Source organism: Erythrobacter ramosus, from assembly GCF_009828055.1.
Lineage (GTDB): Bacteria > Pseudomonadota > Alphaproteobacteria > Sphingomonadales > Sphingomonadaceae > Erythrobacter > Erythrobacter ramosus.
The window spans coordinates 507,217-522,790 of record NZ_WTYB01000001.1 but is presented as its reverse complement, the minus strand read 5'-3'; the positions used below and the strand labels follow the sequence as shown (position 1 = coordinate 522,790).

Annotated in this window: 21 protein-coding genes; 2 read left to right on the top strand and 19 right to left on the bottom strand. The window is 65.9% G+C overall.

Features of this window, described 5'->3' with window-relative positions; translation table 11 throughout:
* Positions 1 to 3: 3 nt before the first annotated feature.
* The 18 genes from GRI59_RS02710 to GRI59_RS02625 all read right to left on the bottom strand — a co-directional run bounded on the left by GRI59_RS02710 (position 4) and on the right by GRI59_RS02625 (position 12,857).
* Positions 4 to 423 (bottom strand): NlpC/P60 family protein, encoded by a 420-nt coding sequence (locus GRI59_RS02710; RefSeq protein ID WP_160759654.1) that lies wholly within the window; start codon positions 421 to 423, stop codon positions 4 to 6.
* Positions 420 to 1,229, bottom strand: coding sequence for a DUF2163 domain-containing protein (locus tag GRI59_RS02705; protein ID WP_160759653.1), 810 nt, complete (start codon positions 1,227 to 1,229; stop codon positions 420 to 422). Before GRI59_RS02705 ends, GRI59_RS02710 begins: the two co-directional genes overlap by 4 nt.
* Positions 1,229 to 3,550, bottom strand: a complete 2,322-nt coding sequence (locus tag GRI59_RS02700) for a DUF2460 domain-containing protein (protein WP_160759652.1) — start codon at positions 3,548 to 3,550, stop codon at positions 1,229 to 1,231. The genes GRI59_RS02705 and GRI59_RS02700 overlap by 1 nt, the downstream gene beginning before the upstream one ends.
* A 15-nt stretch (positions 3,551 to 3,565) precedes the next feature.
* Positions 3,566 to 4,141 (bottom strand): tail tape measure protein, encoded by a 576-nt coding sequence (locus tag GRI59_RS02695; protein WP_160759651.1) that lies wholly within the window; start codon positions 4,139 to 4,141, stop codon positions 3,566 to 3,568.
* The gene (locus GRI59_RS02690; protein WP_160759650.1) at positions 4,134 to 4,334 is read right to left on the bottom strand and encodes a phage tail assembly chaperone; all 201 of its coding nucleotides are present in this window, start codon (positions 4,332 to 4,334) and stop codon (positions 4,134 to 4,136) included. Before GRI59_RS02690 ends, GRI59_RS02695 begins: the two co-directional genes overlap by 8 nt.
* Positions 4,331 to 4,645, bottom strand: a complete 315-nt coding sequence (locus GRI59_RS02685; protein ID WP_160759649.1) for a GTA-gp10 family protein — start codon at positions 4,643 to 4,645, stop codon at positions 4,331 to 4,333. Before GRI59_RS02685 ends, GRI59_RS02690 begins: the two co-directional genes overlap by 4 nt.
* Positions 4,642 to 5,049, bottom strand: coding sequence for a phage major tail protein, TP901-1 family (locus GRI59_RS02680; protein WP_160759648.1), 408 nt, complete (start codon positions 5,047 to 5,049; stop codon positions 4,642 to 4,644). The genes GRI59_RS02685 and GRI59_RS02680 overlap by 4 nt, the downstream gene beginning before the upstream one ends.
* Positions 5,050 to 5,061: 12 nt before the next feature.
* Complete coding sequence (locus tag GRI59_RS02675) at positions 5,062 to 5,451, bottom strand: DUF3168 domain-containing protein (RefSeq protein ID WP_160759647.1); 390 nt, start codon at positions 5,449 to 5,451, stop codon at positions 5,062 to 5,064.
* Entirely contained in the window at positions 5,441 to 5,611 is a 171-nt protein-coding gene (locus tag GRI59_RS02670; protein ID WP_160759646.1) for a hypothetical protein, read from the bottom strand. The genes GRI59_RS02675 and GRI59_RS02670 overlap by 11 nt, the downstream gene beginning before the upstream one ends.
* Entirely contained in the window at positions 5,608 to 6,165 is a 558-nt protein-coding gene (locus GRI59_RS02665) for a head-tail connector protein (RefSeq protein WP_160759645.1), read from the bottom strand. The genes GRI59_RS02670 and GRI59_RS02665 overlap by 4 nt, the downstream gene beginning before the upstream one ends.
* Before the next feature lie 149 nt (positions 6,166 to 6,314).
* Complete coding sequence (locus GRI59_RS02660; RefSeq protein ID WP_237440650.1) at positions 6,315 to 7,469, bottom strand: phage major capsid protein; 1,155 nt, start codon at positions 7,467 to 7,469, stop codon at positions 6,315 to 6,317.
* A gap of 80 nt (positions 7,470 to 7,549) precedes the next feature.
* On the bottom strand, positions 7,550 to 7,957 hold the full coding sequence (locus tag GRI59_RS02655; protein WP_337190219.1) for an HK97 family phage prohead protease: 408 nt from the start codon (positions 7,955 to 7,957) through the stop codon (positions 7,550 to 7,552).
* Positions 7,954 to 8,259 (bottom strand): DUF6127 family protein, encoded by a 306-nt coding sequence (locus tag GRI59_RS02650; protein ID WP_160759644.1) that lies wholly within the window; start codon positions 8,257 to 8,259, stop codon positions 7,954 to 7,956. The genes GRI59_RS02655 and GRI59_RS02650 overlap by 4 nt, the downstream gene beginning before the upstream one ends.
* A complete protein-coding gene (locus GRI59_RS02645) occupies positions 8,256 to 9,413 on the bottom strand; it encodes a phage portal protein (protein WP_160759643.1) in 1,158 nt (385 codons plus the stop codon). The genes GRI59_RS02650 and GRI59_RS02645 overlap by 4 nt, the downstream gene beginning before the upstream one ends.
* A 14-nt stretch (positions 9,414 to 9,427) precedes the next feature.
* Positions 9,428 to 10,732 (bottom strand): DNA-packaging protein, encoded by a 1,305-nt coding sequence (locus GRI59_RS02640; RefSeq protein WP_160760388.1) that lies wholly within the window; start codon positions 10,730 to 10,732, stop codon positions 9,428 to 9,430.
* Between the two features lie 17 nt (positions 10,733 to 10,749).
* A complete protein-coding gene (locus GRI59_RS02635) occupies positions 10,750 to 11,226 on the bottom strand; it encodes a hypothetical protein (RefSeq protein ID WP_160759642.1) in 477 nt (158 codons plus the stop codon).
* Positions 11,227 to 11,373: 147 nt separating this feature from the next.
* Positions 11,374 to 12,612: a serine palmitoyltransferase gene (spt, locus tag GRI59_RS02630; protein ID WP_419866783.1), complete on the bottom strand. Its 1,239-nt coding sequence runs from the start codon at positions 12,610 to 12,612 to the stop codon at positions 11,374 to 11,376.
* Positions 12,613 to 12,614: 2 nt separating this feature from the next.
* Positions 12,615 to 12,857 (bottom strand): acyl carrier protein, encoded by a 243-nt coding sequence (locus tag GRI59_RS02625; protein WP_160759641.1) that lies wholly within the window; start codon positions 12,855 to 12,857, stop codon positions 12,615 to 12,617.
* 184 nt (positions 12,858 to 13,041) lie between these two features.
* On the opposite strand from GRI59_RS02625, the gene GRI59_RS02620 reads away from it, so the two are divergent.
* Positions 13,042 to 13,569: a Pycsar system effector family protein gene (locus tag GRI59_RS02620; RefSeq protein ID WP_160759640.1), complete on the top strand. Its 528-nt coding sequence runs from the start codon at positions 13,042 to 13,044 to the stop codon at positions 13,567 to 13,569.
* Positions 13,570 to 13,631: 62 nt separating this feature from the next.
* Positions 13,632 to 13,922 carry a hypothetical protein gene (locus GRI59_RS02615; protein WP_160759639.1) on the top strand — a complete coding sequence of 97 codons (291 nt, stop codon included), beginning with the start codon at positions 13,632 to 13,634 and terminating at the stop codon, positions 13,920 to 13,922.
* A gap of 21 nt (positions 13,923 to 13,943) precedes the next feature.
* Here the strand turns inward: GRI59_RS02615 and GRI59_RS02610 are convergent, their stop codons facing one another.
* On the bottom strand, positions 13,944 to 15,563 hold the full coding sequence (locus GRI59_RS02610; RefSeq protein ID WP_160759638.1) for an AMP-binding protein: 1,620 nt from the start codon (positions 15,561 to 15,563) through the stop codon (positions 13,944 to 13,946).
* Positions 15,564 to 15,574 lie beyond the last annotated feature (11 nt).

Here is a 15,574-nt window from a genome sequence, read left to right as displayed (position 1 = left end):
GAACTAGCCTTCCCTCTGAGGTGCGAACCGCCACTTGGCATGAACCTGCCAGGCGGGATCGAGCGGCTGGAGCACCACGCGCCGCAGCCCGGCGTGGGCGTGGATGACTGTCATCGCGTCAGCCGCGATCACGAGATGGTGCTGGCAATGCGCGAGCGTGATCAGCAGCACCTCGCCTGCGCTAATCGGTCCGGGTGCGGGCACGAGCCCTGAGCGGTGCGCGAGCGGCAACCACTGGGCGATCTCGAGATTGCGCAGGCCATAGCCGCTTGGAACCACTGGACGCACACCGCTTGCCGCGAGCGCAGCCGAGACCAGTCCGACGCAGTCGAGCCCGGTCGCCGGATCGCGGCCGTGGAGCCGGAACGGACAGCCAATCAATGCCCGCGCAGCCTCGGCCAGCGCTTCGTCGGGCGCTGTCATGGCTGGCCGTAGCGGGCGAGCAGATCATTGCCCGGCAGGAACGGCTCGCCACGGAAGTTCGCCGCATTCCCGAACCGCGCGGCGCAGGTGGCGATGGTATGGTCGCAGCCCTCGCGCAATTCCGCCCGTGTGCCGAGCGGGGTGCCAGCCACCAGCGGCCTGTCGAGCACCAGCCAGTCCCCCTCGGCATCAATGACCCCGAAGGCCACCCCGGTCTGCGGCCCGGCCATGAAGCGCAGCCGGCCATCGACATGCGCCTCGCCATCAAGGCCTGCAAACCGCACGCGGTTGGCTTCAAGATCAATCGCGGCAAGTGGCACCACCGCAGTAAACCGCACCGCCGAAAGCCCGCACCCGCGCCCGCAGAACTCGGCCCGGCACGTGGGGCTGGTGCGAGGCACGAGATCTTGTTCGAGCAGGCTCTTGGTGGAACGCAGTTCAGCTGAAAACTGCGTGCTGTCGTCCTTGATCCGCCCGATCTGCCCGGTGTAAAGCGTGTGGTGATCGAGGCTGATCCAGTCGACCGCACCGATTGCGATCGCGGCTTCATCGAACAGCCCGGCGGCCAGTTCGTCCGCGCAGATCGAATCGTGGTTGAGCACGCCCTGCACCTCGGCACTGTCATTGGCGAGTTCGGAGGTCAGACGGATCGCGGCCGGGATCATGCCGGGGGTGGCAAGATGTCGGATGCCGCCGAAGCTAAGGTCGCGGTCATGGCTGGTGAAGGCGAGCGCCGCCCCGTCGCGGCGATAGATGCGCCAGAAGGTCGCCACTGTGTCGAGCTCGCGGTCAAAGAACACGCGCATCAGGCGGACTCCCTGATTTCGATCAGCGGCACCGAGGGCGCTTCCCCGGCGGCGAAGTTCACCGCCGCAACATCGAGCCGATCTTCGGCGAACCGCACCGGCACATCGAATCGGAAGCCGGCGCGGATTTCGGCCCTCGGAGGCGGAGCGGTGAGGAAGCGCAAGGTGCCCTTCTCGCCCAGCGTCCAGGCGGTGCTGGCCGCGCCGCCGACGCTCACCACCAGCGTTTCGGCGCGCGGACGGGTGATCGGGCGCACCTGCGGCTCGGCGCCGCCATAGGACTTCACCAGCTGGAAATCGGCGCGCACCCCATCGCCAATGCCGATCAATTGATCGAGCTTTGTCGGCGTACCCGTCATCCCGTTCGAGCTATTGTCGAACGGGTCCATGATCCGGAACCCGCGCGCCGGACCGCGGCGGGCGCGGAAGAAGGCGATCAATTCAGACAATTCGCCTTCCGAGCGGATGCCGGGGCCGACGTCGAAATGCAGCCGGGCGTCCGACCACAGCGAGTTGCGCCGCTCATGCCCCGAGGCGGTCACCGCGATCGAGGTCGAAAACTCGGGCGCGACCGAGGCGCTCCGCCCCAGCGGAAAGGGGTAAAGTACGTTGTCGAAGGGATCCATGGCTTGCTCCGGCGAAGGGGCGAGGCGGGTGTAGCCGTCGCGATTGACCTGCGGCAGCGCCCAGACGTAGCGCCGGGTGATGCCGCGCGCGGCGGCCTCGCTCAGCCCGCTGTCGATTCGCGCCCACATCGCTTCCGCATCGGCAGGGTTGAGCACGAAACCGGCGAGATAGTCCTGATCGGCGGGCGGATAGCCGAGCCGGGCATCGACCAAGGCATAGGCCGCACGCCGGGCCGCGTCGGCTCCGGCGGTGAGCCAGTCGTAATCTTCCAGCTGCAACCGGTCGAATGCCGGCGCAGCCCATCCGGTCGGAAGATTGGCCCGGTAAAGCTCGGGTGTAGCAGGATCGAGGATCGTGGGCGTGAAGGCGAGCAGCAGCACCTCGGAGGGCCCCTGCGCCGCAGCCCGCACCGCATCAGTCAGCGCGGAGGTCGATTGGGCAAGCAGCGTGCCCGCCGCATTAAGCAGCGATGTTGCCGCCGCATCGAGCGGCGAGGCAATATTCGCGATGATCGGCGGATTGCCTCCGAAAGCCGCCTTGGCAGCATCGTCATAAAGGCAGATTTCCCGCGCGGGCGTCACCCACCACCACGGCTCGCCGATCTGAAAGCGGACTGGGAGGACTGCTTGGCTAAGCAAGGCGACAAACCTCTCGGCCGCATCGGCCAGCCAGCCCATTGCCTGCGGATTGGCGGGCGACAGCAAGGTTGAAGGCGGCACCCACCCCGTCAGCGCCGGGGCACCGCTGGCGGTGCGTTGCTTCCAGCTTTCCGGACAATAGGCGTCGAGCAGCTCATAGGAGAGCGAAGCAATGACCTCCAAGCCGTCTGCCTGCGCCAACATGAACAGGTTGCGGTGCCAGACCACAGCAGGCTCGCACAACTCGCCATCAGCCGACGCAAGCAGGCTGCCATCCGATTGGCGCGCGAGCCGCATGAAGTGGCTCATCCCGACATAGTGGACGATATCGTCGCGGTAGCCGAGCCCGGTCACCGTCCGCAGCAACCGTGCCGGGGTCTGGTTGTAGGCATCGTCATAGGCAGTCGACATGCGTTCGCCGTGCGGGGGGACGAGGACGTCGCCCAGTTCCAGCATGGCCCGCGCGCCGTCGGCGGCGATTTCAGACATGGTGACCGATCCATCGAACCGCGAGGGCAGCAGCGCGGTGCTTCCCCAGCTGAAGCCGGGTGCTACCAGCGAGATGAACATGCGGTCGATATCGCCGGGGTGGATCGGCTCGCCTGGCAGGCCGTAACCGCTTTCCAGCGCGGAAAACGGCAGGCTGATCCGCGCATCAGTCGGCGTGCCATGGGCATAGTTCCACAGCCGGATGTACCAGGTGCGCGACAACCCCGCAGCATCGCGCCCCTCGATCGTCAGCGTCGGCCCATTGGGTTGATCGAGCGCGATCACGCCATCCGATTGCCAGCGAAAGCGCAGCGTCGTGCGCGAATAATCGCGGTCGGTCTGGTAGGCGAGGAGTGGGTGATCGAGCGTGTCCGCGCTCTCCCAGATCAGCCCGACCAGCTCGCCCGCATGATGCAGTTCGATGTCGACCCGCAATGAATCCGGGCCGGTCGTCACCACCGAAGCCATCGCGGGCCGGGGAAAATTGACGGTCCAGAAGCGCGGATCGAAGCGCTGGATGAAGGTGCTTTCCTGCGCGCGGCGTTCGCGGGCCAGCCAGAATGCCATCGGAAACCCCCTTGCTCAGGCCTGTTGCAACGCGCGGCGAACGGCGCTCGCGATCTGGCGGGAAGAGCGCTGCATCGCAGTGGGTGCCGCTTGTCCGCGCGGAACGGCGACTTGGATCGCCACGCGAACATCGCGGCCCGGCGCCGCCATGCCGGTCTCGACCCGGCCAGCGGCCGTGGGCACGAACAATTCCGGCCCGCGCTCGCCGACGAGATAGGCCCGCCCGGGCGCCACCGGCCCGCCGGTCGCCCGGCCCGGCAGGCCGAACAGCGCGCCGATCGATTGGCCGAGCAGATTGCCCAAACCCCCGGCTCCGCCGCTAGTGCCGCCAAACAGATTGCCGATCCCCGATTGCAGCGCATATCCGGCGATCTCGGCGAGCGCGCTGAAGGCCACGCGCTTCAGATCGTCGAACCCCAGGCTCCCGCGCCGCAGCGCGCCGAGCAGCCCCCGCTCCAGCACATTGCCCGCACGGCTGAACCCGTCCAGCAGCGACCCATCGAGCGTGCGGCGCATCGCTTCCACATCGCTGGCAAAGCCATCGGTGCTGGCGCGAACGTCGATCACCAGTTCTTCGAAATTGTCAGTCATCGGTGTCGCGCTCCATCATGCGGGCGATTGCCTCGCGGCTCGGTGGTGAAGGGGTGGTAGGGTCTTCGGGGGCAGCGAGCGCCATCGCCAGTTCGGCGGGGGTGGCGTTCCAGAATTCGGCGGGCCGCCAGCCGAGCAGACGAGCGGCGAGCGCGCACCAGCGGGCGGCGGCGACACCGAAACCGTCGGTCATGCCTCGCCCTGAAGCACTTGCGCGAGCACCGCACGCACCGGGGCGGTTGCTCCCACCAGCCCCATCGCCAGCACCGCCTGCCCGACCGCGAGCCGTTCGGGTCGGCCCTCGGCAGGCAAGCAATGCCACAACAGCGCAGTCATCTCGGTCAGCGTCAGCGCGCCGCCCGCCGCCCGTTCCACCAGCGCGAACAGCGAGCCCAGTTCGGCTTCGGCCAGCACCAGGTTTTCAAAGCTCGGGCGCAGCACATAGCTCACACCGGCCACAATCAGCGCGCATTCGCCGCGCAAGGGATTGGCGGCGGCGGTCATGCCGGCACCACCGGCCCGGAGCTTTCAAGCTGGAGCGTGTAGCTGCGCTCCCCATTGAAATCCCCGGCATAATCGAGCCGCTGCACCAGAAACCGACCCCGCAACTTCTCGCCGTCTTCGAACGACAATTCGTATTGGTCGAGCGTTCCGGCCAGCGCATGGGCGCGCACGGTGGCTTCGGCGGTGCTGCCGAGAAAGATCCCCGCCGCGCTGACCGAGACCGAGCGAGTGCCCGCGCCTGACAGCAGGTCGCGCCAGCCGCCCGATTGCTTGTGAGTGACGACCACGGTGTCGCCATTGATCGACATCTGCGTGGTGCGCAGGCCAGCGATGGTCTGGTAGGCCGGAGGCGAGGCCCCGTCGGCGATCTTGAGCAGGAAGGCGGCGCCGGATTGTACGGGCATAATGGCTTACTCCTAATTCGGGGCGAAAAGGCGGAACCGGTATTCGAGCAGCGCGGCTCGGCGGTTGTCCGCACGGGCCTCGTTGCGTGAGCGCAGGAAGCGGATCGAGGCGAGTTCGAAGCCCGGCTGGAACGGTGGCAAGTCGAGCACGCGCCGCTCAATCGCGCTGAGCAGACTGGCATCGCCCGCAGTCAGATCGGTGTGACTCTCAAGTTCGAGCGCCACGCGGATCTCGCGGCCCGTGCGGTCCTTGGTACCCCAATCGGTCGAGGCGCTGGCGGCGATACCGAGCCACGGCGGGGTGACGGAGAGCGGGGCCTCTTCCTCGATCGCGTTGATCGCTGCCAGGGCCGGATCGGCGGCCAGCCAGGCGATCAGCGCGGCGCGCAGGTCATTTTCCATCGCGGGGGTCTCCCAACAGATCGGGCCACAAGGTGGCCGCCGAATGCCAGTCTGAGCGCGCTGGCGGGCGGCGCTTGGCCGTACGGCCTGCTGCGATCCGCGCGGCGCGGGCGCGCAGGCGCTGCACCAGTTTGTCCGCGCGGGCGGAGGCGCGGATCATCCGAACTGCACGTCGCGCCACGGCCGCCACAGGGCGGTGACGCTGGCAGGCGGAACGGCGCTGGCGCTGGTTTCGCCAGTGCCATCGCGGTGGCGAAAGTGATGGGCGGCGAGCCGGATTATGCCATGCCGCAGCGGGGCGGGCAGTCCGCTCCAGTCCTCGGCAATCCCGACCACCAATTGCAGCGCCAGGCCTTGGCCCTCGAACGGGCGCCGCAGCTGGACGCAGGCCGAGCCTGAGATGCGCCATTCCAGCGCGTCCGTCAGCGCGGCGATCACCTCGCGGGAGCCGTCCGCCTTTATGAGCTCCGCGCCGGTCACCTCGCGAACCGGGCGGGAGACCGGCTCCTGCCATCCCCCCGCCAGCGGAATGACTTCCTCGACCGTCTGCCGAAGTGGCGTCTTGCCGGTGAAGGCTTCGCAGATGGTCAGGCTGGCATCGAGCAGTTGCTCAAGCGTTTCGTCTTCGTTGGGGCGGCTGATCCCGAGCCAGTGCTTGAGCTCCGCCAGCGCGGCGTCGCCGGGCATCGGGGGCTGCACGATTGTCCGCTGCATCGCGGTGTCTCCCAGAATGTGATTCACAAGGAATGCGCCCGCATCGCTGGTTTCAGGCGGGGGAACGGCCTGAGGCGATGCGGGCGCGAGAGCCCGGCGGGCACGAAGGGGACACGCGACCGGCCGGGGGAGGAGATCTGGCGCTGGGCCTACAGCTCGATCTTCAGCAGCTTGATCGCGTTCGAATCGAGCACCTTCCCGCCGATCCGCTTCGTCGCGTAGAAATGGACGAAGGGCTTGTTGGTGAAGGGATCGCGCAGCACCTGCGTGGCGCCGCGCTCCGAGATCAGATAGCCGGACCGGAAATTACCGAAGGCAATCGGGAAGGTTCCTGCGGCGACATCAGGCATATCCTCGGCCTCGACCACCGGGTAGCCGAGCAGGCGGTCGGGCTGGCCTTCGACCAGACCCGGCTGCCAAAGCAATGCGCCATCGACCGTCTTGAGCTTGCGGATCGCAGCCAAGGTCGCCGAGTTCATGACGAACACTGCGCCCTGTCGGTAACCGGCCTTGAGCATATGGACCAGGTCGATCAGCTTGGTGTCGGGCGCCGTGCCGAGCCCGGTGGCGTTGCCCGAGCCAGCATATTGCAACGTGCCGAAGGCGCGCGTGGCGTCTGGGGTGGTGGCCTTGGCCGCAGTGAGGAAGCCTTCAGGCTGGTTGGTGCCGGTGCCCTTGACGAAGGCACTGCCTTCGGCGCGCGCGAACTCGACCGCGATCTCGCTGGCGAGCCAGGTTTCAATGTCGAACCCGGCGTCGTCGAGCATTGCCTGGCTGGCCGCTGGATTGGCGTAGAGGTCACCCATCGGCGGGGCGATTTCCGCGAATTTGGGCGTGGCGGTTTCGGGCCGCATGGCCACTTCGCTGACCCAGCCTGAGGCCGTGCCGCTGGTCGTGACCAGCTTGCGATAGCCTGCCGTCCCCGTCTGAACGACCTGCGCAATAGCGCGGATCGGGCTGATGCTGGTGAGGACATCTGCGATCAGCGCGTCGATCTGGCGCGGCACGGCAAAGCCGCCGTCAGCCGGAGCGACCCCGCTGATCGACTTCAGCTCGGTCTCGCGCCCGCGCCGCAGATAGCCATCGACGAAGCTTTTCACCTCGGTTGCATCGCTTGCCGGAGCAGCGCCGCCCATTGCCGGACGGCTGGCTGCGCGGGCAACTTTGTCGAGCCGCGATTTCACCTCGTCAACATCGCCGCGCAGCGCGGTGATATCGGCTTCGGCCTGATCCTGCCGCGCCAAAAGGTCGAAGCTGGCGTCCAGCGGGTCGGTGGCGGTCATCGGAGTGGGGGTATTGTCCATGGGGCAGTGGCCTTTCGGTTGGGCAGAAAAAAGGCCGCCCCAAAGGCGGCCGGTGGAAAGAGGGTAGTTGGCGGGCGCGCTCAGGCGACCAGATGGACCCGCGCCAGATGGTGGAGCGGATGGGTGACAAGGCTGACTTCGAACAGGTCGATCTCCAGCAATTCGCGCCCCGCCATCGATTGCCGCGCTGCGCGGGTGCGGAAGCCGAAGCTGAGGCCGGTGACGTGGCCTGCCGCCAGCAGATGCGCTGCGCGGCAATCGGGCCGGTCGATCCGGGCGATGACGCGCAGGCCGCGGGCATCCTCGGTAGCTTGCTCGATCACGCCGATCGGCTGATCTGGCCGGTGTTGCCAATAGAGCGGCAGCGGCTGGTCACGCGCCGCCAGCGTGCGGGCAAAGGCACCGCGCCGGATCGTGTCACGCCCGGCATCGGCAATGTCGAACAGGGCGGCGTAGCCCGCAAAGCGCAGCGGGGCGGACGCGCTCACAGCCGGTCCCACATGCCGAACCGCACTGCGATCCCGATCAGCAGCAGCGCCAGAGCGCCGCGGACGATCCAGTCCACCAGCGCCTTCCACGCGCTGGTCTTGGCATCGCGCCACGCCCTCAGCAGCTCGCGCAGTTCGACGAGATCGCCCTCCGCGCCCGCATCTCCGAGGCCGAGCCGTTCCAGCGCGCGGTCAGTGGCGAGAACGCTGGTTTCCTCGATGATGGCGCGCAAAGTCACGACTTCGGCCCCTTCTTCGCGCGCCTGCGCCATGAGGCTGGCGAGGATGTCTTCTCGGCTCATGGGGCAGTCTCCTCTGGCGGCAGGCCCAGCATCTGGCGCTTTTCGGCGCGGCTCAGAAAATCGGCGTCCGAGACCTGCGACCACAGGCGCTCACGGTCTTCGGACAGGGCCGGAACCCGGTCGAGATCTATCCTGAGCTCGGCATCGCGAAACCACGGGGCGAGGCCTTCGCGCAGGGCTGCAAGCAGCTTTTCGGCGAGCGGCAGCAGGGTCAGCCGCCACAGTGCGCGGCTTGCCTCGCGGTAATTGGCGTAGGTGTTGTCACCCGGCAGGCCGAGCAGCATCGGCGGCACGCCAAACGCCAGCGCAATATCCCGCGCCGCCGCGCTCTTGAGGGTCGCAAAGTCCATGTCGGCAGGGGTGAGCGCCATGCTCTGCCACTTGAGCCCGCCGTCGAGCAGCATCGGGCGGCCCGCATTGACCGCGCCCGAAAAGGCAACGTCGAGCTCGCGTTTCAGTCGGTCGAACTGTTCGAGCGTCAGCGCCGCGCCGTCGCCCGACTCGTGAACCAGCGCGCCCGAAGGCCGCGCCGCATTCTCCAGCAGCGCGCGGTTCCAGACGGTCGCTGCATTGTGGATCATCACCGCCTGCCATGCCGCCTGAAGTGCGCCTGCCCCGCGATGATCGTCGAGCGGGTGCATCGTCCGGATCGCGATCAGGCCGGGCCACCCGTCCTCATCCTCGATCGGCAAACGGCTGGTGTGGCCGCCGACGGAGTAATCATAGCCGCACGGCCAGCCATTGTGATCGAGCACCACCTTGACCCGGTCCGGGCGCAGCGCGAACAGCTCGACCGGCACACCGGCCGCATCCTTCAGAATCTGCACATAGCCATTGCCATGCAGCAGCAGGTTGGCCGCGAGCGTTTCGATCAGCGATTGGCCCGCGCTGGTCGCCGTTACCAGCGCAGCCAGACGCGGGTCGGAGCATTGGAGCGGCGCTTGCCCGACCCCCTCGGCCAGCAGCCGCACCGAACGCTGGGCAATGGGGTTGGCCAGGAACCCTTCGGTGATGCCCTTGGTATAATCATAGCCGCGTAGCCTCGGGCCGGGATCAAACGCGGGCGGCCAGCCCTGTATAGCGCCATGCGCAAGCGGCACGCGGGTGCGCTCCCCGCCTTTGAAGGCGGAGAGGATATTGTCGAGCAAAGCCATTGCAGTTCCTTCGGTTAGATCTGCCGCACGCTGGGGCGAAGCTGGCGCCCCAGCAGCAATTCAGTGAACGCCCAGACGGCCGCATCGGCGCGGTCAGGGCTTTTGCCGGGGCCAGCGTAAGTGCCGCCTACCAGCAAGCCGCACAGTTGGTCCTCCAGCCGTGCAAACACGCCCACGTGTCTCACCCGCCCGGCGGCATAGAGCGCTGCGACCGGCTCGGCCCGGGCGACCTTGCCGCGGCTGGCGTGCACCAGCTTGACCGGCAGCGCCTGATCGGCGGCGCGCAGCACGCTTTCGACCATCGCGCCGCCCTGATTGGCTTCGGCCACCACCCGGTCTGCGTTCCATTCGCGCGCGCTATCTGCGACCCGCTCAGCCCATTCGGACGGAGCCGCGCCGCTCACCGAGCAATCGGCCAGCACCCGCGCGATCCCATCATCGCCTAGGGCTGCGACCACAATTCCGCACTCGTCGCCATGAGCGCTCGCCGGGGGATCGACCGCGACGACGATTCTTACCGCTTCAGGCACCGGACCATGTTCGCGGGCCTGTTCGAGCATCGAGCGAGTCCACAGCGCGCCTTCGACATCCTCCAGCAACTCACCGTCGATTTCCTGTCGGGCGAGATTGCTCCCACCAAACTCGTCCGCGATCGCGGTGAGGAACCGCTCGGGCAGGTTGGCTGCGTTTGCCAAGGTCGAACCGCGTGAAATCACGACGTCGTCCGATTGCTCCTGCCTGACCAATCGCTGCACGAGTGGCACCGCACGCGGCGTGGTGGTGACCATGATGCGCGGGTCAGACCCTAGCCGCAGGCCCATCAACAGGTTGTCCCAGCAGCGGATTGCCCGTTCATGCGCCAGCGGCCACTTGCCGATCTCGTCGCACCAGGCGTGACTGTGCTGTGGGCCGCGCAGGCCTTCCGGCTCGGCGGCCGAGAATAGCTGCACTTGCGCGCCATTGGCGAACCGGACGCGGTGGAGTGAGGGCTCGAAGTGCGGCATTCGGTCAGGCGGGCAGACCGCCATCAGGCCGGATTCGCCCTCCACCATCACCGCGCGCGCTTCGGCCAGCGATGCGGCGACCAGCGCGATCCGGGCGGTCGGGTCCGCTTCGGCAATCTGGCGCACCCATTCGGCGCCGGCGCGGGTCTTGCCGAACCCGCGCCCCGCCATGATCATCCAGATGCGCCAATCGCCGTCGGGTGCGCATTGCTCCCGTCGCGCCAGCAGCTGCCAGTGGAACTGGAATTCAGCCTTCTCCTTGTGGTCGAGGGCATTGGCGATGAGCGGGCCGGCTTCCTTCTCGTCCTCGTCCATCCACTCGAGATCGGCGCTCAACGCGCGCCGTCCGCGCGGGCGCGCTCGTGTTTGAGTCGCAGCCGGATTTCTTCGACCTTGCGATCGATCGAGGCGCGTACTTCTGCGGCGCTGACATTGCGTTGCTGCGCCATAGCCTGCGAGGCGGTGTCGCGGTGCGCGGCGAGCAGGCGGATCGCGTTGGCGAAATCATAGCGGCCCGCATCAAGCGTGGAATGATCGCCCTGCCGCAACCGGCGCACCACTTCCATTTCGAGATGGGTGTAGCCCTCCCACAAGGCGGCGAGCCACAGGGTGGCGAATGCGGGTTCCTCGCGCCGAACCTTGTAGGCGCGACTGACACTGATCCCGGCCTTGGCGGCGGATTCGGTGACGTTGGAGCTTTCGGCAAGGTGATCGAGGAACAGCACCCGCCAGTGGTTATTGACCCTTTTGGTTTCTCCTTCCCGCAGCTCGGGACGGATGAGGATATGCTTGCCTCGCGGCTTGGCCATGACGGGTTCTCCTGGCGCCAAAACGAACAGGCGGCACTCCACTGGGGAGCGCCGCCTGGGCGAATCGCTATTTCTCGATGATGCCCCTTCCTAACCGGAGAGCGTCACGATGTCAAGAGAAATAACCAATATGGTTAGCAAGAGAGGTTAGATGATCCCGATCGCCTTGCCCGCGCGTTCGAACATCCCGAGGATGGTCTGCACCTGATCGGCAGTATGCTCGGCACACAGCGAGCAGCGCAGTAGCGTCATCCCTGCCGGGGTCGCCGGCGGGCGGGCCAAGTTGACGTAGAGGCCTTCCTTGAGCAGCGCCTCCCACATCATCGCGCCCTTTTCGAGATCAGGCATGATCACCGCGATAATCGCGCTTTGCGGGGTTTCGGTGCCGAGCTTGAAGCCAAGTGCCTTCAGCCCGCCGTGCAGCGTGCGGCTGTTCTCCCACAGATGCGCGCGCTTGTTCCCGCCGTGCATCAGCTTGCGGATCGAGGTGGCCGAGCTGGCCATCACCGATGGCGGAAGCGCGGCGGTGAACACGTAAGGGCGGCACACCAGTCGTAGCACTTCGAACTTCGGGTGGTTGGAAACACAGAAGCCGCCGACCGTGCCGACGCTCTTGGAGAAGGTGCCGATGATGAAATCGACGTCGTCCAGCACGCCCTGTTCCTCGGCAACGCCGCGGCCATGTTCACCGATGAAGCCCATCGAATGCGCTTCATCGACCAGCACCATCGCGCCGTTTTCCTTGCAGACGCGGACCATTTCCTTGAGCGGGGCGACATCGCCCATCATCGAATAGACGCCTTCGAGCACCACCAGCTTGCCCGCGCCTTCAGGGATTCGCTTGAGGCGCTTTTCCAGCGCTTCGACATCATTGTGCTTGAACGGCACGACCTCGGCATTGCCCATCGCGCAGCCATCCCAGATCGACGCGTGGCTATCGATGTCGAGGATGATGTAGTCGCCCTTGCCAGCCAGCGTCGAGATAATCCCGAGATTGGCCTGGTACCCGGTCGAGAAGACCATGGCGTTATCCATGTCGTAGAATTCGCGCAAGGCGGCCTCGACATCGCGGTGATCGCGGAAGGTGCCGTTGAGCACGCGGCTGCCGGTTGTCCCCGCGCCGAAATCCTCCATCGCCTGCTTGCCCGCCGCAATCACGTCCGGGTCAAAGGTCATGCCCATGTAGTTGTAGGTGCCGAGCAGGATCGTATCGCGCCCGTTGCAGATCGCACGGGTGGGAGAGAGCACCTCTTCCATCACCAGATTGAACGGATCTTCCACCCCGGCGGCCAGCAAAGTCTCACGGGTATGGATGATCGGATCGAACTTCGACAGCAGGTCGACAGGTTCGGCGGCGCTCAGGGTCTCGGTCATAGCGGTCGCCATTATCAGCTATCCTGCAACTTGTGGACTGCCGCGACGAGCTGGCCCCAGTTTTCGATCTCGGCCTGTTGGTTCATCGAGATGATCACATCGAATTCGTCTTCGATCTCGGCGACGAAATCCATCACGGTCAAGCTGTCGAATTCGAGATCACCAGCAAAGGTGGTCGCGTCCTCGATCGACACGCCCTTCTTGTTGAAGGGTTCGATCAGTGCGCGAATACGATCTTCGACTTCGGCGGGGGTCATGGGCGGCTATGCTTTCTGTGCGTCGGTTGTCGGAGGGGCTATCACCCGGTAATACGGCTGCAAAGCGGCGGATGATGCAGCTTGTCAAGTTTTCGCCGCGCCGCAAGAGGCGGGGCGGCCTGTCCGGGGGGATATGATGGCCGAAGATTTACCGCAGGCTGAACCGGTCAAAGCATCCCCTTCGATGCCGTCGCCCACGGGATTTTCGAACCACGCGATCCATCTGTTGCGCACCACCCAGCAAATCAACATGATGCTGAGCCAGATGGCCGACGCCAAGGCTTCGATCCTGATGGGGGCGACGTTCCTCGTCTTCACCATCGCTGTGGGACAGGCGCGGGACGGCGCCTTGCCATGGTCGCTGGGCGTGCTGGCGCTATTCGCTTTCGTGTCGGCCATGTGTGCGGTGTTCGCCGTGCTGCCCTCGGTCAGCGGCCCGGATCAGGCTAGGGTCCGCGATGCCAATCCGAACATCCTGTTCTTCGGCCATTTCACCCACATGGATGAAACCGACTGGACCGACAGTGTGCTCGACGACCTGCGTGCCGACGAAACCGTGTTCCGCGCGATGCTGCATGACATTTACCAGAACGGGCAGGTGCTTCAGCGCAAGAAGTACAAATACCTCGCCTACGCCTACAAGAGCTTCATGACCGGCCTTTCGCTGACCGCGATCACGCTTGCGGTGGAATATGCGGCGAGGTTTGGATGACGTTGGATCGTGCGCGAGCCATTGATATCTTGTTTTAAATCGCCAAAGGAGAAGCCTGACGAATGGAGGCGGCGATGAGTGTGCGCGAACACTTCCTGTTCTGGCTGGATAGCCAAATTTCCGTCGGTTCCCTCTTCTGGAGCGACATCCGGTGGCTGCTGTTTGTACCCTTTTGGCCCTTCCTGATCATCGCTTTGATTTGGTTCGATGTCGTCGCTGTTCGTCTGGCCAGCCTTGGGATCGGACTGCTTTTGTGCATGCCGTGGGGATTACTGATCGCCCATCGCCGGCGCGTCAAGCGGCGCGATTGGGTCGAACCCACGCGCTTCTCGGACAAGAATGGCGGATACTGATTCTTTGCTGCGTTGGCGGCACTAACTCACCGCCGCATCGGCAAGGGCCTGAGCGGTCTTGTAGTCGGGCTTGCCATTGTTGAGGCGCAGCGAGGTGTCGGTCAGCAGGTAAAGCCGAGGGATCTTGTAGCCGGCCAGTCCGGCGCGGGCATGGGCATCGAGCGCCTCACGCAGGCCCTCGGCTTCGCCTTCGGGTTGTACCACCGCCACCACTTTGCGCCCGAACCGCGCATCGGGCAGGCTGACAACGCGGACATCCTGCACCTGCGGGTGTTCGAGCAGCACGGCTTCCACCTCCTCGGGAAAGACCTTCTCGCCGCCAGTGTTGATGCACATGTTGTCGCGGCCGATGAATTCGAGCGTGCCGTCCGATGCCCAGCGCGCGCGGTCGCCGGTCATCAGCCAGCGCTGGCCGCCGATCTCGGGGAAGGTCTGTCGGTTCTTCTCGTCCTCGCCGAGATAGCCCAACGGCAGCGGGCCGGTCCTCGCGACGATGCCGACGCCTTCGGTGCCGCGCGGGATTTCCTGCAAGTTCTCGTCAAACAGCTTGGTCTCGCGTCCCGGCAGCGGCTGGAACTTGCCGCCGCCGCTCGATCCGGCGGCCGTGGTGATGACGATACCGGTGCCCGAGCTTTCCGAAGAGCCCAAGGCGTCGATGATCATCAGCGTGGGGTGATGCGCAATCAGGCGGGCCTTCACCGCAGGCGAGAACACCGCGCCTGACGAGGTGATCGAACGCAGGCTCGCCAGCACCGCGGCTCCATCCCCGCGCGCATCCAGCCGGTCGGCCAGCGGCATGGCGAAGGCATCGCCGACGATGAATATCCCGCGCGCGCCTATGCGCTTGATCTCGTCCAACGCCAGATCGGCGTCGAACTTGGGCCCCGGCAGCAGCGCTAACGTGCCGCCCTTGAGCAAGTGGATCACCGCCGTAAACTGTCCCGCGCCGTGCATCAGCGGACTGAGCAGCAGCATTGGCGAATTGCTCGCCGGGTGATCCGGGCCGATGCGGGCAGCTTCGGCCACCTGTTCATCGACGCTCGTCGTCACCAACGGCGGTGTGCCGGGCGGGCGCTGCCATACGCCGATATTGAACGCGCCCCACGCCTGATCCATCGGCCACATCACCGCCTTGGGCATTCCTGTGGTGCCGCCGGTCGCGGTCAGGAACAGGGCTTCGGGATCATCGTGGATCGCGAAGTCTGCGGGGATGTCGCTGGCGCACAGATCGGCCCACGCATCGCCGCCGACATCCACGGTCAGCGCGCCTTCGGGCATCGCCTCGATAGCGGAATCGGCAAAGTCGCTCTCGGTAAACAGCGCTTTCAACCCGAAGCGCGAGAATATGTCGGCCAGCTCGCGGGCCTTGTAATGGTAGTTCACATTGACCGGCACCAGCCCCGCTTTCACGCAGCCGAAATAGGCGAGCATATAGTCCGGGGTGTTGCGCAGCATCTGCCCTGCGATGTCACCGCGCTGCAATCCGCGCGCTGTCAGTCCGGCCGCAATCCGGTCGGTCACGGCATCGAAATCGCCCCAGCTCACCACCCGTGCGCCGTGAACCAGCGCGGGCCGATCAGGCGGGACCACCGCTGCCAAAGCCTTCAGGACCAATCCGAAATTCGCGCCCGCAAAAGCCATCAGCTGCACTC

Excerpts from the sequence above, each read along its gene's own strand:
- GRI59_RS02710 (WP_160759654.1), bottom strand. The coding sequence starts at position 423 with ATGACAGCGCCCGACGAAGCGCTGGCCGAGGCTGCGCGGGCATTGATT.
- GRI59_RS02705 (WP_160759653.1), bottom strand. The coding sequence starts at position 1,229 with ATGCGCGTGTTCTTTGACCGCGAGCTCGACACAGTGGCGACCTTCTGG.
- GRI59_RS02700 (WP_160759652.1), bottom strand. The coding sequence starts at position 3,550 with ATGGCATTCTGGCTGGCCCGCGAACGCCGCGCGCAGGAAAGCACCTTC.
- GRI59_RS02695 (WP_160759651.1), bottom strand. The coding sequence starts at position 4,141 with ATGACTGACAATTTCGAAGAACTGGTGATCGACGTTCGCGCCAGCACC.
- GRI59_RS02690 (WP_160759650.1), bottom strand. The coding sequence starts at position 4,334 with ATGACCGACGGTTTCGGTGTCGCCGCCGCCCGCTGGTGCGCGCTCGCC.
- GRI59_RS02685 (WP_160759649.1), bottom strand. The coding sequence starts at position 4,645 with ATGACCGCCGCCGCCAATCCCTTGCGCGGCGAATGCGCGCTGATTGTG.
- GRI59_RS02680 (WP_160759648.1), bottom strand. The coding sequence starts at position 5,049 with ATGCCCGTACAATCCGGCGCCGCCTTCCTGCTCAAGATCGCCGACGGG.
- GRI59_RS02675 (WP_160759647.1), bottom strand. The coding sequence starts at position 5,451 with ATGGAAAATGACCTGCGCGCCGCGCTGATCGCCTGGCTGGCCGCCGAT.
- GRI59_RS02670 (WP_160759646.1), bottom strand. The coding sequence starts at position 5,611 with ATGATCCGCGCCTCCGCCCGCGCGGACAAACTGGTGCAGCGCCTGCGC.
- GRI59_RS02665 (WP_160759645.1), bottom strand. The coding sequence starts at position 6,165 with ATGCAGCGGACAATCGTGCAGCCCCCGATGCCCGGCGACGCCGCGCTG.
- GRI59_RS02660 (WP_237440650.1), bottom strand. The coding sequence starts at position 7,469 with ATGGACAATACCCCCACTCCGATGACCGCCACCGACCCGCTGGACGCC.
- GRI59_RS02650 (WP_160759644.1), bottom strand. The coding sequence starts at position 8,259 with ATGAGCCGAGAAGACATCCTCGCCAGCCTCATGGCGCAGGCGCGCGAA.
- GRI59_RS02645 (WP_160759643.1), bottom strand. The coding sequence starts at position 9,413 with ATGGCTTTGCTCGACAATATCCTCTCCGCCTTCAAAGGCGGGGAGCGC.
- GRI59_RS02640 (WP_160760388.1), bottom strand. The coding sequence starts at position 10,732 with ATGGACGAGGACGAGAAGGAAGCCGGCCCGCTCATCGCCAATGCCCTC.
- GRI59_RS02635 (WP_160759642.1), bottom strand. The coding sequence starts at position 11,226 with ATGGCCAAGCCGCGAGGCAAGCATATCCTCATCCGTCCCGAGCTGCGG.
- spt (WP_419866783.1), bottom strand. The coding sequence starts at position 12,612 with ATGGCGACCGCTATGACCGAGACCCTGAGCGCCGCCGAACCTGTCGAC.
- GRI59_RS02625 (WP_160759641.1), bottom strand. The coding sequence starts at position 12,857 with ATGACCCCCGCCGAAGTCGAAGATCGTATTCGCGCACTGATCGAACCC.
- GRI59_RS02620 (WP_160759640.1), top strand. The coding sequence starts at position 13,042 with ATGCCGTCGCCCACGGGATTTTCGAACCACGCGATCCATCTGTTGCGC.
- GRI59_RS02615 (WP_160759639.1), top strand. The coding sequence starts at position 13,632 with ATGGAGGCGGCGATGAGTGTGCGCGAACACTTCCTGTTCTGGCTGGAT.
- GRI59_RS02610 (WP_160759638.1), bottom strand. The coding sequence starts at position 15,563 with ATGGCTTTTGCGGGCGCGAATTTCGGATTGGTCCTGAAGGCTTTGGCA.